This window comes from Micromonospora sp. WMMD1120 (assembly GCF_029626235.1).
Lineage (GTDB): Bacteria > Actinomycetota > Actinomycetes > Mycobacteriales > Micromonosporaceae > Micromonospora.
Genome location: NZ_JARUBO010000005.1, coordinates 3984900 through 3999118, shown reverse-complemented (window position 1 = coordinate 3999118; position 14219 = coordinate 3984900). Strand labels below are relative to the sequence as shown.

Below are 14219 nucleotides of genomic sequence, written 5' to 3'. Positions count from 1 at the left end.
CGGAGGGCAGCGCTTGCGAATCGATTCGCACGGATCGTAGGTCCGCGCACTGAACGATGTCAATGAAACGACAGCTCGATGAAGACTGTGTTTCCCCGACCGGCCGCCAATCCCTTGACCACGGGTTCGGACCGACTTATCTTCGGGCGAACCGATTCGTCGAATCGATTCGCCTCCTGGTCGGGCTCTGCCCGGTCCCCGACTGTCACACCACCCACCCCTGACGATCGACTTGGAGTGAGGCACCAGATGACCGGAATCAGTCGGCGGCGGCGCCTGGCCGCCGTCGCCGCGATAGCCCTCGCCGCGGCGGCCGGCAGCGCCTGCTCGTCGTCCTCCGACACGCCCGCCGACGAAGGTGCCTACCTCGTCTGGGACCCGTACCCCCAGTTCGCCGACGACTCCGAGTGGGTGGCGCTGCTCAAGAAGTGCGGCACCTCCGCCGGCGTGACGGTCGAGCGGACCGGCTACGACACCACCGACCTGACCAACAAGGCGCTGCTCGCCGCCCAGCAGGGCAACTCACCGGACGTCCTGATCGTCGACAACCCGGTCATCTCGACACTGGCCGAGGCCGGCGCGCTCACCACCACCGACGACAACAAGCTGGACGTCTCGGCCATGGAGGCGAACCTGCTCGGCGCCGGCCAGAGCGACGGCAAGACCTACGGGGTGCCGATCGGGGCGAACACCCTCGCGCTCTACTACAACAAGAACGTCCTCGACGCGGCCGGCGTCGACCCCGCCACCGTCACGGACTGGGCGTCGCTGAACGCGGCGCTGGACAAGGTCAAGGCCAAGGGCAAGAAGGGCATCACCTTCTCCGCGATCGGCACCGAGGAGGGCAGCTTCCAGTTCCTGCCCTGGTTCTGGGGGTCGGGGGCCCAACTGACCAAGCTGGACTCGCCGGAGGCGGTGTCCGCGCTGACCCTCTGGACGGACTGGCTCAAGCGGGGCCACGCCCCGAACTCGGTCATCAACAACACCCAGACGACGAGTTGGCAGGAGTTCGCCACCGGCGACTACGCGTTCGCCGAGAACGGCACCTGGCAGCTGGCCAACGCGGAGAAGGTCGGCTTCCCGTACGGCACCATCGCCATCCCGGCCGCCGCGGGCGGGCCGGCCCCGGCGCCCACCGGCGGCGAGTTCGTCTCCATACCGGTGCAGAAGAACACCGGCCGGTACGCCACGTCGCAGCAACTCGTCGCCTGCCTGACCAGCGCCGACAACCTCCTCACCACGGACACCACGCTCTCCTACGTCGCGCCCGTCGCCGCCGTGCAGGAGCGGCAGGCGGCGGCCGACCCCAAGCTCAAGGTCTGGGTCGAGGCGGTCCGGGCCGCCAAGGGACGCACCGGTGACAACCTCGGCACGAAGTACCCGAAGATCTCCGAGTCGCTGTGGACCGCGGTGCAGGCGGCCCTCAGCGGCGGGAAGTCACCCGGCGAGGCACTGACCGCCGCACAGGCCGCGGCCACGAACCGGTAACCGCGCCGAAGCGACACCATGGCTCCCACGACAGACACCACCGCCGTACGAGAGCCGGGTGGGGCGACCGCCGTCGCCCCACCCGCGCCTCCCCCGTCCCGGGTACGCCGACCGAACCGCTGGGCGGCATGGGGCTTCCTGGCACCCGTGACCATCTACCTGGCGGCGTTCTACGCCTACCCGCTCTACCGCAACGTCGAGCTGAGCCTGCGGGAATACACAGTCCGCTCGTTCGTGCAGGGCGGAGCGCCCTTCGCCGGGCTCGACAACTACCGGACGGTGCTGACCGACCCGGCCTTCGTGTCGACACTCACCCACACAGTGGTCTTCACCGTCACGTCGCTCGTCTTCCAGTTCGGCATCGGCATGGCCCTGGCGCTCTTCTTCCACAGGCACTTCCCGCTGTCGCGCACACTGCGGGCGTTGATCCTCGTACCGTGGCTGCTGCCCCTGATCGTCTCGGCGTCGACCTGGTCGTGGCTGCTCAACAGCGACTCGGGGCTGGTCAACGCCGCGCTCGGCGTGGTGGGCGTCGGGCCGGTCAACTGGCTCACCTCGCCGGGCTGGTCGCTGGCCTCGGTGATCATCGCGAACATCTGGATCGGCATCCCGTTCAACCTGGTCGTCCTCCACAGCGGTTTGCAGGCGATCCCGACCGAGGTGTACGAGGCGTCCGCGCTCGACGGCGCGACGGGTTGGCAACGGTTCTGGTCGGTCACCCTCCCACTGCTGCGACCGGTCTCCGCGATCACGCTGCTGCTCGGGCTGATCTACACGCTGAAGGTCTTCGACATCATCTGGATCATGACCAGGGGTGGCCCCACCGACTCCTCCGCGACGCTCGCCACCTGGTCGTACCGCCTCGGCTTCGGCAACCTGCTGCCCGAGTTCGGGCCGGGAGCGGCGGTCGGCAACCTGCTCATCGTGATGGCCCTGATCGCCGGCCTCGGCTACGTCCGGATGGAGCGGAGGCAGCACCGACGATGACCACTCCCACCCCTCGAACCTGGTGGAAGACCGCTGTCGGCCTGGTGCTGACCGGGCTGATGCTCTTCCCCGTCTACTGGATGATCAACGTGTCGTTCACCAGGGACCAGGACATGCGGGCCAGCCCGCCGCACCTGTTCCCCACCAACGGCACCCTGGACGGCTACCGCGCGGTGCTCGACCAGCAGCTCCCGTACCTCGGCACCAGCTTCCTCGTCGGGCTCGGCACCGTGGTGCTGACCGTGGCGCTCGCGGCGCCCGCCGGTTTCGCGCTGGCGAAGCTGCGGCCGCCCGGCGGCGGGGCGCTGAGCTTCGTGCTGCTGATCGCGCAGATGATCCCGGGGATCATCATGGCGATGGGTTTCTACGCCATCTATCTCCACCTGGGTGTCCTCAACACCCTGCCCGGCCTGATCCTGGCCGACACGACACTCGCCGTGCCGTTCGGCGTGCTGATCTTCACGGCCTTCATGTCCGGGCTCCCCGACGAGCTGCTCCAGGCCGCCGTGGTGGACGGCGCGAGTCGGCTGCGGACCTTCTGGTCGGTGGTGCTCCCGGTCAGCCGCAACTCGATCGTCACCGTGTCGCTGTTCGCGTTCCTGTGGTCCTGGTCGGACTTCATCTTCGCCTCCACCCTCGCCGGCGGCGGTGACCACCAGCCGATCACCCTCGGCATCTACCACTACATCGGCAACAACAACCAGCAGTGGAACGCCATCATGGCGACCGCTGTCGTCGCCTCCGTGCCCGCCGCCGTGCTGCTCGTCCTGGCCCAGCGGTACGTCTCGACGGGTGTGACCGCCGGCGCTGTCAAGGACTGACCACCCGCACCACAGAAAGGCACCCGCCACCCATGACCGTCGCCCCGTCCGGTCCGGAGTTCGGAATCCAGGACATCCCGTTCAGTTGCCGAGGATCCTGGTTCAACATCTCCCCGGTGGTCGCCGAGAAGACGTACGCCGACGACCTGCACCTGGTCTCGCACCAGACCGGCCTGCACGCCGTGCTGCGGCTGACCCCCACCGTCGCCGACACCACTGTCGTCGCCACGCCCGCGTCGCTGATCTGGCGCAGTGGCGCCGACCGGATCGAGGCGGTCTACGACGGGCCGGACACGCTGCGCGTCCGGGGCCGGCGGCTCGGTCTGCGGGTGGCCGCCGCGGCCGGCACCCTCACCCCGTTCAGCGGCACCTACCTCTACCTCGACCCGCTCGACGGGTCGCACGTCTTCACCTCGTACGAGACCGGCCGCCGCTACCGGATCACGGTGCTCTCCGGCGCGCTCGCCCGCACCGACGGCGTGCAGGCGCTCGGCACCGCCGACCGATCCGTCGAGCTCTCCGGCGACCAGCCCTGGGAGATCGCGATCGAGGAGTACGCCACCGCCCGCCGCCCGTACGTCGGCTCAATGAGCTTCGAGCGGCTGCGCCAGGACCGGAACGCGGAGTTCGCCGCGTTCGTCGACGCGGTGGCGCCCTGGCGCGGCCCGGACACGCCGGCCGCCGAGCTGGCCGCGTACGTCCTGTGGTCGGCCACCGTCGCACCGGCCGGGTTCGTCACCCGCCCGGCGGTGCTCATGTCCAAGCACTGGATGGACAAGGTGTGGAGCTGGGACCACTGCTTCAACGCGATCGCCCTGGCCGCCGGTGAGCCGGAGCTGGCCTGGCACCAGTTCCACCTGCCCTTCGACCACCAGGACGAGGCCGGCGCGCTACCCGACTCGGTCACCCACTCCGAGGTCCTGCACAACTACGTCAAGCCGCCGATCCACGGCTGGGCGCTGCGGCACCTGCGTCGTCGCCTCCCTGCGCCACCGGACCGGGCGGCGCTGACGCAGACGTACGACCGGTTGGCCCGCTGGACGCGGTTCTGGCTCGACGCCCGGCGCGCCCCGGGTCACGACCTGCCCCACTACCAGCACGGCAACGACAGCGGCTGGGACAACGCGACCACCTTCGACGGCGGACGGGTCGTCCAGACCGCCGACCTCGCCGCGTTCCTGGTCTCCCAACTGCGCTGCCTCGCCGACCTCGCCACGGAGCTGGGCGAGCCCGCCGAGCAGTGGTCGGGGGAGGCCGACCGGATCAACGACGCCATGCTGCGGGAGCTGTGGGACGGCGCGCGCTTCACCGCCCGCGACCCGCACACCGGGCAGCGGCGGGCGAGCCGCAGCCTGCTCGACCTGATGCCGGTGGCGCTCGGGGCCGACCTGCCCGACCCGGTCGCCGCCGCCCTGGCCCGGGGCGCGGAGACCCACCTGACCACGCACGGGCTGGCCACCGAGCCGACCGACTCGGCGCACTACCTGGCCGACGGCTACTGGCGGGGCCCGATCTGGGCGCCCTCCACGGTCCTGGTCGAGGACGGCCTGCGGCGGGCCGGTCAGACCCGGCTCGCCGACGAGATCAGTAGACGTTTCCTCGCGCTGTGTGAGAAGTCCGGCTTCGCGGAGAACTTCGACGCCGAGACCGGCGCCGGGTTGCGCGACCGCGCGTACACCTGGACCGCCAGCAGCTATCTCATCCTCGCCGCCGCGCAGGAGCGGCGGCGGGGCGCGGGCCGGTAGGTCCGGCGGCGTCAGCGGGCCGGGACCGGACCGGTGCTGGAACGCAGCGAGATGGGCGGGCTGTACAGGCGGTGTCGCGGCACCGCGTCGCGCTCGGCGATGGCCTCCAGCAGCAGCGACACCGCCTCGGCGCCCATCTCGACCATCGGCACGTCGGCGGCGGTCAGCGGAGGGCGGAAGTCCTCCGCCCAGTGCTGGGCGGCGACCCCGGTGACCGAGAAGTCACCCGGCACCGACATCCCGGCGCTGGTCAGCGCGCGTTGCATGCCGGGCAGCGCGGCCTCGTTGATGGTCGCTGCCGCCGTCACCTCCGGGTGCGTCGCGAGCAGCTGTTCCATGCACGCCTCGCCGGAGACGGAGTCGTCGCCGCAGCAGACCTCGACACCGGTCAGGCCGCGCTCCTCGGCGGCGGCCCGGAAGCCGGCCAGCGCGCGATGACTGGGACCGTAGCCCGCCGCCACCAACTCGGCGGAGCGGTTGACGAGCGCCACCTGCCGGTGCCCGAGGTCGGCCAGGTGGTGCACGCAGCGGCCGATCAGCCCGGCGTAGTCGATGTCGATCCAGCTCATGCCGTGCGGCTCGGCGGTCCGCCCGATCGTGACGAACGGGAGGCCGGCCCTGGTCAGCCGGGTCACCCGGTCGTCGGTCAACCGGATCTCCATCAGGACGACGCCGTCCACCCGGCGCCCGGTGACGATCCGCTCGAAGGAGCGGTCATGGTCCCCACCCGACGGGGACAGCAGCACGTCGAGATCGTGCCGGGCCGCGGCCTCGACGACGCTGGCGACGAAGCCCAGCTGCATGTCGGTCAGCCGCTGGCTCGCCGGCGGGATCACCAGCCCGAGGGTCCGGGTGCGGCCCTCCTTCAGCGCCCGGGCGCTGGCGTTGGGCCGGTAGTCCAACTCGTCGATGACCGCCTGGATCCGCTGCCGGGTCGCCTCCGACACGCTGCGCTTTCCACTCAACACGTACGAGACGGTGCTGCGGGACACGCCGGCCCGGCGGGCGATCTCCCCGATGTTCACTCGCCGCCCCCGAATCGATCCCTGTCCCGGCACGGGGACGCCCCCAGCTCCGCGGACGAGCATATCCACCCCGCGGGCCGCCATTCACCGACCACCGGATCCGGACTGGCGCCATAGATGGACGACAATTAATGTCATAGGTATTACGTGTGATCAATGCATTTCCACCACCGCCCCCAGCCGCACCGGAAGGATCCAATGAACGCGAAGAAAACACTTGGTCGCCTGGCCGCCACTGTGGTGCTTCTCGTCACCGCCGCTGGCACCTACGCGCTCTCCGACACGCCGGGCGTCGCCCGCGCCGCCGGCACCGGACCGTGTGACATCTACGCCTCGGGCGGCACGCCGTGCGTGGCCGCGCACAGCACCACGCGGGCGCTGTACGGCGCCTACGACGGCCCGCTCTACCAGGTCCGGCGATCGTCGGACAACACCACCCGCGACGTCGGCGTGCTGGGCGCGGGAGGCTACGCCAACGCGGCCACCCAGGACACCTTCTGCGCCAACACCACCTGCGTCATCACCGTCATCTACGACCAGTCCGGCCGCAACAACCGGCTCACCCAGGCGCCGCCCGGTCACTTCGTCGGCCCCGCCCCCGGCGGGTACGACAACCTCGCCGACGCCAAGGCCGCGCCGGTCACCGTCGGGGGACAGAAGGCATACGGCGTCTACATCGCGCCCGGCACCGGCTACCGCAACAACAACACCAACGGCGTCGCGACCGGCGACCAACCGGAGGGCATCTACGCGGTGGTCGACGGCACCCACTACAACCAGTGGTGCTGCTTCGACTACGGCAACGCGCAGACGAACAACCTGGCCGACGAGCGGGCCATCATGGAGACCGTCTACTTCGGCGCCAACAAGCAGTGGGGCTACGGCGCGGGCAGCGGCCCGTGGATCATGGCCGACCTGGAGTGGGGGCTGTTCTCCGGGGTGAACGCGGGTTACAACAACATCGCGTCCATCAACCACCGATTCGTCACCGCGATGGTCAAGGGCGAGCCGAACCACTGGGCGATCCGGGGCGGCAACGCGCAGTCGGGCGGTCTGACCACCTACTTCGACGGACCACGCCCGGCCGGCTACCACCCGATGAAGAAGGAGGGGGCCATCCTGCTCGGAATCGGTGGCGACAACAGCATCACCGGCCGGGGCACCTTCTTCGAGGGCGTGCTGACCTCCGGCTTCCCGACGGCGGCCACCGAGAACGCCGTACAGGCCAACATCGCCGCCGCCGGGTACGCGCCGGCCGGTGGCGGGAACCCGCAACAGAACGTCCAGGTCGTGGGCGCCCAGTCCAGCCGCTGCGTCGACGTCCCGAACGGCACCAGCACCAACGGCACCCAGGTGCAGCTCTGGGACTGCATCAGCAACAGCACCGCCCAACGGTGGACCTCCACCGCCGCCAAGCAACTTCAGGTATACGGCAACAAGTGCCTCGACGCCAACGGCGGCGGCACCAGCAACGGCACCCAGGCGATCATCTGGGACTGCCACGGCGGCGCCAACCAGCAGTGGAACCTCAACGCCGACGGCACCATCACCGGCGTCCAGTCCGGGCTCTGCCTCGACGCCAACGCCGCCGGCACCGCCAACGGCACCAAGCTCATCCTCTGGTCGTGCAACGGCCAACAGAACCAGCGGTGGTCCACCCGTAGCTGACCGCGCGGCGGAGCGGTCCGGTGGTTACCGTGGGTAACCTCCGTCGGGCGCGGACGCGGTAGTGAGCGGTATGCCGCAGAGGCATATACATGACTCTGCGGCATACCGTTCACCAGCAGGTCGATCTGACGGTTCCGCCGACCGCAGCGCCCGGCGGATCGGCGGCTGCCGTCGACGCCCGTCCAGACCCACCCCGGACATCCTCCTCGATCCGCTTCGCGGCCGCCAGCAGCGGTGGCAGCAGATCCCGACGGATCATCTCGAAGGACCCCCGGGTGGCGTGCGCGGAGACGTTCACCGCCGCGATCACCGAGCCGTCCCGACCGTGGATCGGCGCGGCCAGCGACCGCAGGCCCTCCTCCAACTCCTGGTCCACTATCGCGTACCCCTGGGCGGCGATCCTGGTGAGGACGCCGCGCAGCTTCGCCGGGTCGGTCACGGTGCGCCGGGTCAACGGCCGCAGCTCCGCCGTGGCGAGATAGTCGTCCAGCCAGTCCGCCGGTTGGGCGGCGAGCAGCACCCGTCCCATCGACGTCGCGTACGCGGGGAACCGCGTGCCGACGCTGATCCCCACCGTCATGATCCGTTTCGTGGGGACGCGGGCGACGTACACCACCTCGTGGCCGTCCAGCACCGACACCGAACAGGACTCGCGGACCTGCGCGACGAGCGCCTCCATGTGCCGCCGCGCTATCTCGGGCAGGCTCAGGCTCGACAGGTACGCGTAACCGAGGTCGAGGATCCGCGCCCGCAGCGAGAAGAGCCGCCCGTCGGTGTGCACGTAGCCCAGCTCGACGAGGGTCAGCAGGAACCGGCGCGCCGCCGCCCGGGTCAGCCCGGTCCTTCGGGACACCTCGCTGAGCGTGAGCTGCGGATGTTCGGCGTCGAACGCCCGGATCACGGCGAGCCCGCGCTCCAGCGACTGCACGAACTCCGGCGATCTCGCCGCCTCCTCGCGCACGCTCAACCAGCCTCCCGCCCCAGGGCCTCCCGGGCCACCGCGAACGCCCGGTTGGCCGCCGGTACACCAGCGTAGACGCCGACCTGGAGCAGGACCTCCGCCACCTCCGCCGGGGTCAGGCCGTTGCGCACCGCGGCGCGGACGTGCAGCGCCAACTCCCCCTCGTGGCCGAGTGCGGCCAGCACCGCCAGGGTGACGCAGCTACGGGCGCGCCGGTCCAGCCCGGGTCGGCTCCACACGTCCCCCCAGGCGTAGCGGGTGATGAAGTCCTGGAAGTCGGCGGTGAAGTCGTCGGTGCCGGCGATCGCGCGGTCCACGTGCGCGTCACCCAGCACCTGCCGGCGTACCGTCATGCCCGCCTCGTACCGCTCACCGTCGTTCACCGGTCACCGGCCTCCTCGTCGAAGTGGTCCTGCAGGAGTCGGCACACCCGCTCGGGTTGCTCGACGGTGGCCAGGTGCGCCGCCGCCTCGACCACCGTCAGCCGGGCCGTCGGAATCCGTCGGACGATCTCGTGGGCGTGCGTGACCGGTGTGGCCGGGTCGTCCGCTCCCGCGACGACGAGCGTGGGCGCGTCGATCCGGCCGAGGTCGGGGCGCAGGTCCATCCCGGCGATCGCCTCGCAGCAGGCGGCGTAGCCGGCGGAGGACGTCGCGGTCAGCATGGCGCGGTACGTCGCGACCACGTCCGGTCGCGCGGCGGCGAAGCCCGGGGTGAACCAGCGGGCCACCACCGTGTCGGCGATCGCCGGCAGGCCGGCCGATCGTACCGTCGCCGCCCGCTCCCGCCACTGCGCGCTCGGGCCGAGCGACGCCGACGTGCAGAGCAGCGCCAGCCGCCGGACCCGGTCGGGCGCGTGCGCGGCGAGCCACATGCCGACCATGCCGCCGAGGGACAGACCGGCGTAGTGCGCCCGGGGCACGTCCAGGTGGTCCAGCGTCCGCAGCACCGCACGACCCAGCAGACCGATCGTGTACGGTCCGGGCGGCACCGCCGAGCGACCGTGGCCCAGGTGGTCGTACCGGATGACCCGGAACCGTTCGGTCAGGGCCGCGACCTGCGGTTCCCACATCGCGCCGGCGGTGCCGAGGGAGCTGCCGAGCAGCAGCACCGGCGCGTCGGACGGACCATCCACCGTGGTGTGCAACCCGTTGGTCACGTCCCCGTCCTTCGGACGGCGGCCAGCGCCCGGTCGACGAACAGACCGGCCGAGCCGAGCCAGTGGGAGGGGTCGAGCGCCTCGTCGACCTCCGCCTCGGACAGGTGGGCGCGGATCCGCGCGTCGGCGAGCAGCGCGGCACGGAACGACGGCGCGGCGGCCGCCCGCGCGACCAGGTCGTGCGCGACACCGCGACCGACGGCGGGGGCGAGTCGCGCGGCGACGGCCTCGGCGAGCACGAGGCCACCGGTGGCGTCGAGGTTGCTCCGCATCCGCTCCGGGCGCACCCGCAGACCGGTCAGCAGCTCGGCACAGCGGGCGGCGGCGCCGCCGGCCAGGTGCAGCAGGTCGAGCAGCGGCTCCCACTCGGCGTGCCAGGCGCCGGCGGCCCGTTCGTGCTCCTGCACGGCCGCGGCGAACAGCGTGGCGACGAGCCCCGGACCGCGCCGCGCGGCGGCCCCGATCAGGACCGAGCCGACCGGGTTGCGCTTGTGCGGCAGCGCGGAGGAGCCGCCCCGCCCGGCCCCACCCTCGGCGACCTCGCCGACCTCGGTCTGGGCGAGCAGCCCCACGTCGAGCGCGACCTTGCCGGTGGCCGTGAGCAGCCCGCCGAGGGCGGCGGCCAGGTCCAGTCGAGGTTGCCGGCGGGTGTGCCAGGGCAGCGGGCTCGCGGGCAGGCCGAGCAGCGCCGCGTACCGTTCGGCGACCTCCAAACCGGCCGGGCCGAGCGCGGCCAGGGTGCCGACCGCGCCGCCGAGCTGGGCGGGTTGCGTGCCGCCCGCCTGCCGCAGCCGGTCGCGCGCCTCGGCCAGACCGGTCAACCACCCCGCCGCGGTGAGACCGAAGGTGGTGGGCGCCGCCTGCTGCCCGAGGGTCCGGGCCACCCGGACGGTGTTCCGGTGGGCGTCGGCCAGCCGGGCAGCGGCGTCCACCGCCGCGTCGAGGTGGCGCAGCAGGGGTCCGAGCGCGCGTACGGCCACCACCGTCAACGCGGTGTCCAGGATGTCCTGGCTGGTCGCTCCGAGGTGCACCCAGGCCCGCGCATGCTCCGGCACGGCGGCGGTCAGCTCGCGGACCAGGGGGACGACCGGGTTGCCGGCGGCGTCCGCCGCGCGACCGAGAGCCGCCGCGTCGTACCGCTCGACGTGGCACTGCGCGACGATCGCGTCGGCCGCCGCGACGGGCAGCACGCCGGCGTCCGCGCCGGCCCGGGCGAGCGCGGCCTCCGCGTCGAGCATCGCCCGCAGCAGCGACCCGTCGTCCAGTTCGCTGTCGACGTCGGGGGTGCCGGAGAGCGCGCCGAGCAGGCGGTCAGACGGCGAAGAAGACTGTCTCACTGTCACCCTGGAGGCGGATGTCGAAGCGGAACCCGTCCGGTGCCGGGCTGGCCAGCAGGGTGTCCCGCCGGTCGGCGTCGACGGCGCGCAGCACCGGGTCGGCGGCGTTGGCCGCCGGCTCGTCCGGGAAGTAGAGCCGGGTGACGAGGCGGTGCAGCAGCCCCCGCCCGAGGATCGACAGGGTCAGGTGGGGAGCCTCGGTGCCGCCGTCCGGGTCGGGCAGCGGACCGGGTCGGACGGTCAGCAGCCGGTAGCACCCCTGCCCGTCGGTCTCGCTGCGGCCGAAGCCCCGGAAGCCGGCCACCGCCGGCCGCCGGGCGCCACGCGGGTCGTCCGGGTGGTCGAACCGGCCGTCCGGGTCGGCCTGCCAACTCTCCACCAACGCGTCGACCACCGGCGCGCCGACGCCGTCGACGATCTGGCCGCGGATCCAGAACGCGCCCGGCGTGCCCTCGGGTACGACGTACGGGCCGTCGGGCCACCGCAGCCCGATGTGCAGGTACGGCCCGACCGTCTGCGCGGGTGTGCCGCCCAGCCGCTCACTCATCGTCGTCCCCGTCGTCCTCGAAGGGCGTGCTCTCCCGGCCCCGCAGCACGATGTCGAACTCGTACGCCAGCGCCCACTCGGGTGCGGTGGTGGCGTGGTCGTACCGGGCGACCATCCGTTGCCGGGCGTCCGGGTCGCGTACCGAGTTGAAGATCGGGTCCTGGAAGAAGAGCGGGTCGCCTGGGAAGTACATCTGGGTCACCAGGCGCTGGGTGAACGCGCGGCCGAACAGGGAGAAGTGGATGTGCGCCGGCCGCCAGGCGTTGTCGTGGTTGCGCCAGGGGTACGCGCCGGGCTGCACAGTGACGAACCGGTAGCGCCCCTGGTCGTCGGTCAGCGCCCGGCCCACCCCTGCGAAGTTCGGGTCCAGCGGCGCCGGCCAGGTGTCGCTCGCGTGCCGGTAGCGGCCGGCGGCGTTGGCCTGCCAGATCTCCACCAGGGTGCCGGCCACCGGCCGCCCGTCGCCGTCGCGGACCCGCCCGTGCACGATGATCCGCTGTCCCTGCGGCTCACCGTCGTGCTGGCGGGTCAGGTCGTGGTCGTGCTCGCCCAGCCGCCCCTCCCCCAGCAACGGTCCGGTGATCTCGGTGAGCCGCTGCGGCAGGTACGTCAGTGGCTGCCGCGGGGCCCGCGCCACTGTCGACAGGTATCCGGGACTGAGCAGGGGCGGGTGGACGTCGACGTCGTCCCGCCGGTAGCGCGGCAGCACCAGGCCGGCGCCGGGCTGGTGGACGGTGTCCCGGGTGGTCATGATCCCTCTCCCGTCGCAGGTGCGGGCAGCACCGCCGGCGCCGCCTGTTTCGTCGCCTCCAACGCCCGCAGCGCCGCCAACTCCCGCTCCGTCGGCGGGGCGCAGGTGGGCAGCCGCTCGGCGACGGCGAGGTCCCAGCCGGTGGCCGCCCGCGCCCGCTCGCGCGTCACACCCGGGTGCAGGTGGGTCAGCGTGAGTTCACAGGTGACCGGGTCGGGCGCGAGGACGCCGAGGTCGGTGATCACCAGTCGGGGGCCGCCGCCGCGCAGGCCGAGCCGTTCCCGGTCGCCCGGACCGGACCCGTACCCGACCGAGGTCACGAAGTCGACGCGCTCGGTGAACGTCCGGTGGTTCTGCCGGACGATCACCACGACCTCGCCGCAGGAGGCGGCGATCTCCGGGGCGCCACCGGCGCCGGGCAGGCGGACCGTCGGGGTGTCGTAGTCCCCACCGACGACAGTGGTGTTGATGTTGCCGTACCGGTCGAGCTGCGCCGCGCCGAGGAAACCCACGTCGACCCGTCCGGGTTGGAGCCAGTAGTTGAACACCTCGGGGACCGACACCACAGCGTCGGCGGTGTCGGCGAGGACGCCGTCGCCGATGGACAGTGGCAGCCGGTCCGGCTTCGCGCCCAGGCAACCCGACTCGTAGATGAGCACCAGGTTCGGGGCGTGGGTGACCCGGGCGAGATTCGCCGCGGTGCTGGGCAGCCCGATCCCGACAAAGCACGCGGTGCCGTCGCGCAGTTGGCGGGCGGCGGCGACGGTCATCATCTCGTCCGCCGTCCAGCCGGTGGTCGCCGCCGCGTCGGTCATGCCGTCGCCCCGGCCTGGCGCACCTGCGTGTCGAGCCAGGCGCGGAAGGTGTCACGGTCGCGGCTGACCGCGTCCCACGACCGGTAGAAGTCGTTGTCCCGCAGCGAGTAGCCCTGGGCGTAGGAGGGGTGCGCGCCGCCGGGCGCCGCGGCGACCGCGGTGACCGCCCAGCCGGGCAGGACGACCTGCCCCGCGACCGGCGTCAGCTCGTCCACGATCTCCTCGACGGTGACCAGCGACCGGTGCGCGGCGAGCACGGCCTCCTTCTGCACTCCCGTTATCCCCCACATCTGCACGTTGCCCGCCCGGTCGGCGCGCTGCGCGTGCACCACCGTCACGTCGGGACGCAGGGCGGGCACGGCGGTCAGGACCTCGCCGGTGAACGGGCAGGTGATGGGCCGGATGTTCGTGGTGTGCCGGGGCAGGTCGGTGCCCGTGTAGCCGCGCAACACGGCGAACGGCAGCCCGGACGCGCCGGCCACGTAGCGGTTCGCCATGCCGGCGTGACTGTGCTCCTCCAGCTCCAGCGGACGCGGCCAGCCGTGCTGCACGGCGTCCCGGAAGCGGTGCAGCGACCCCACACCCGGGTTGCCGCCCCAGGAGAACACCAGTCGGCGGGCACAGCCGGCGCCGATGAGCTGGTCGTAGATGACGTCGGGGGTCATCCGGACCAGGGTCAGGTCACGCCGCCCCTGCCGGATGATCTCGTGGCCGGCGGCGAACGGGATGAGATGGGTGAACCCCTCCAGGGCCACCGTGTCACCGTCACGGACCAGCTCGGTCACCCCGTCGGCGAGCGAGACGAGCTTCGCCATGAGCCTCCCCGGTGCACGCGGGCGGCGTCCGCTGTTCGCGATGCGGACGCCCGTACTGAGATCGAACGTACGGCGGCGATCGGCATCCGTCAACGCCGGG

The 14219-nt window shown here is 72.1% G+C and carries 14 protein-coding genes; 5 read left to right on the top strand and 9 right to left on the bottom strand.

From position 1 onward, the window contains the following. The first annotated feature begins 249 nt into the window (after window positions 1-249). From O7634_RS18885 to O7634_RS18870, 4 genes are read left to right on the top strand one after another with little or no spacing between them, the layout of a single operon-like run. Window positions 250-1488, top strand: coding sequence for an extracellular solute-binding protein (locus tag O7634_RS18885; protein WP_278151433.1), 1239 nt, complete (start codon window positions 250-252; stop codon window positions 1486-1488). Between the two features lie 18 nt (window positions 1489-1506). Beyond that, window positions 1507-2475, top strand: coding sequence for a sugar ABC transporter permease (locus O7634_RS18880; protein WP_278151432.1), 969 nt, complete (start codon window positions 1507-1509; stop codon window positions 2473-2475). Further along, complete coding sequence (locus tag O7634_RS18875; RefSeq protein ID WP_278151431.1) at window positions 2472-3296, top strand: carbohydrate ABC transporter permease; 825 nt, start codon at window positions 2472-2474, stop codon at window positions 3294-3296. The genes O7634_RS18880 and O7634_RS18875 overlap by 4 nt, the downstream gene beginning before the upstream one ends. Window positions 3297-3328: 32 nt before the next feature. Further along, window positions 3329-5041 (top strand): trehalase family glycosidase, encoded by a 1713-nt coding sequence (locus O7634_RS18870; protein WP_278151430.1) that lies wholly within the window; start codon window positions 3329-3331, stop codon window positions 5039-5041. A gap of 11 nt (window positions 5042-5052) precedes the next feature. On the opposite strand, the gene O7634_RS18865 is transcribed toward O7634_RS18870, so the two are convergent. After that, on the bottom strand, window positions 5053-6066 hold the full coding sequence (locus tag O7634_RS18865; protein WP_278151429.1) for a LacI family DNA-binding transcriptional regulator: 1014 nt from the start codon (window positions 6064-6066) through the stop codon (window positions 5053-5055). Window positions 6067-6264: 198 nt separating this feature from the next. Between O7634_RS18865 and O7634_RS18860 the strand changes: the two genes are divergently transcribed. Next, window positions 6265-7734: an arabinofuranosidase catalytic domain-containing protein gene (locus O7634_RS18860; protein ID WP_278151428.1), complete on the top strand. Its 1470-nt coding sequence runs from the start codon at window positions 6265-6267 to the stop codon at window positions 7732-7734. A gap of 109 nt (window positions 7735-7843) precedes the next feature. Here the strand turns inward: O7634_RS18860 and O7634_RS18855 are convergent, their stop codons facing one another. The 8 genes from O7634_RS18855 to O7634_RS18820 are packed head-to-tail and all read right to left on the bottom strand — an operon-like array spanning window position 7844 to window position 14119. Continuing rightward, the gene (locus tag O7634_RS18855) at window positions 7844-8695 is read right to left on the bottom strand and encodes an IclR family transcriptional regulator (protein ID WP_278154012.1); all 852 of its coding nucleotides are present in this window, start codon (window positions 8693-8695) and stop codon (window positions 7844-7846) included. Between the two features lie 2 nt (window positions 8696-8697). Next, window positions 8698-9078: a 4-carboxymuconolactone decarboxylase gene (gene pcaC / locus O7634_RS18850; RefSeq protein WP_278151427.1), complete on the bottom strand. Its 381-nt coding sequence runs from the start codon at window positions 9076-9078 to the stop codon at window positions 8698-8700. Further along, entirely contained in the window at window positions 9075-9854 is a 780-nt protein-coding gene (pcaD, locus tag O7634_RS18845; RefSeq protein ID WP_278151426.1) for a 3-oxoadipate enol-lactonase, read from the bottom strand. The genes pcaC and pcaD overlap by 4 nt, the downstream gene beginning before the upstream one ends. Next, complete coding sequence (pcaB, locus tag O7634_RS18840; RefSeq protein ID WP_278151425.1) at window positions 9851-11191, bottom strand: 3-carboxy-cis,cis-muconate cycloisomerase; 1341 nt, start codon at window positions 11189-11191, stop codon at window positions 9851-9853. Before pcaB ends, pcaD begins: the two co-directional genes overlap by 4 nt. After that, window positions 11166-11738, bottom strand: a complete 573-nt coding sequence (pcaG, locus tag O7634_RS18835; protein WP_278151424.1) for a protocatechuate 3,4-dioxygenase subunit alpha — start codon at window positions 11736-11738, stop codon at window positions 11166-11168. The genes pcaB and pcaG overlap by 26 nt, the downstream gene beginning before the upstream one ends. Beyond that, complete coding sequence (gene pcaH, locus O7634_RS18830) at window positions 11731-12489, bottom strand: protocatechuate 3,4-dioxygenase subunit beta (RefSeq protein WP_278151423.1); 759 nt, start codon at window positions 12487-12489, stop codon at window positions 11731-11733. The genes pcaG and pcaH overlap by 8 nt, the downstream gene beginning before the upstream one ends. Beyond that, entirely contained in the window at window positions 12486-13304 is an 819-nt protein-coding gene (locus tag O7634_RS18825; protein ID WP_278151422.1) for a CoA-transferase, read from the bottom strand. Before O7634_RS18825 ends, pcaH begins: the two co-directional genes overlap by 4 nt. Beyond that, complete coding sequence (locus tag O7634_RS18820; protein WP_278151421.1) at window positions 13301-14119, bottom strand: CoA-transferase; 819 nt, start codon at window positions 14117-14119, stop codon at window positions 13301-13303. Before O7634_RS18820 ends, O7634_RS18825 begins: the two co-directional genes overlap by 4 nt. Window positions 14120-14219 lie beyond the last annotated feature (100 nt).

Bases quoted from the DNA above. Each gene is read 5' to 3' on its own strand.
- O7634_RS18885 (WP_278151433.1), top strand. From the start codon at position 250: ATGACCGGAATCAGTCGGCGGCGGCGCCTGGCCGCCGTCGCCGCGATA.
- O7634_RS18880 (WP_278151432.1), top strand. From the start codon at position 1,507: ATGGCTCCCACGACAGACACCACCGCCGTACGAGAGCCGGGTGGGGCG.
- O7634_RS18875 (WP_278151431.1), top strand. From the start codon at position 2,472: ATGACCACTCCCACCCCTCGAACCTGGTGGAAGACCGCTGTCGGCCTG.
- O7634_RS18870 (WP_278151430.1), top strand. From the start codon at position 3,329: ATGACCGTCGCCCCGTCCGGTCCGGAGTTCGGAATCCAGGACATCCCG.
- O7634_RS18860 (WP_278151428.1), top strand. From the start codon at position 6,265: ATGAACGCGAAGAAAACACTTGGTCGCCTGGCCGCCACTGTGGTGCTT.
- pcaG (WP_278151424.1), bottom strand. From the start codon at position 11,738: ATGAGTGAGCGGCTGGGCGGCACACCCGCGCAGACGGTCGGGCCGTAC.
- pcaH (WP_278151423.1), bottom strand. From the start codon at position 12,489: ATGACCACCCGGGACACCGTCCACCAGCCCGGCGCCGGCCTGGTGCTG.
- O7634_RS18825 (WP_278151422.1), bottom strand. From the start codon at position 13,304: ATGACCGACGCGGCGGCGACCACCGGCTGGACGGCGGACGAGATGATG.
- O7634_RS18820 (WP_278151421.1), bottom strand. From the start codon at position 14,119: ATGGCGAAGCTCGTCTCGCTCGCCGACGGGGTGACCGAGCTGGTCCGT.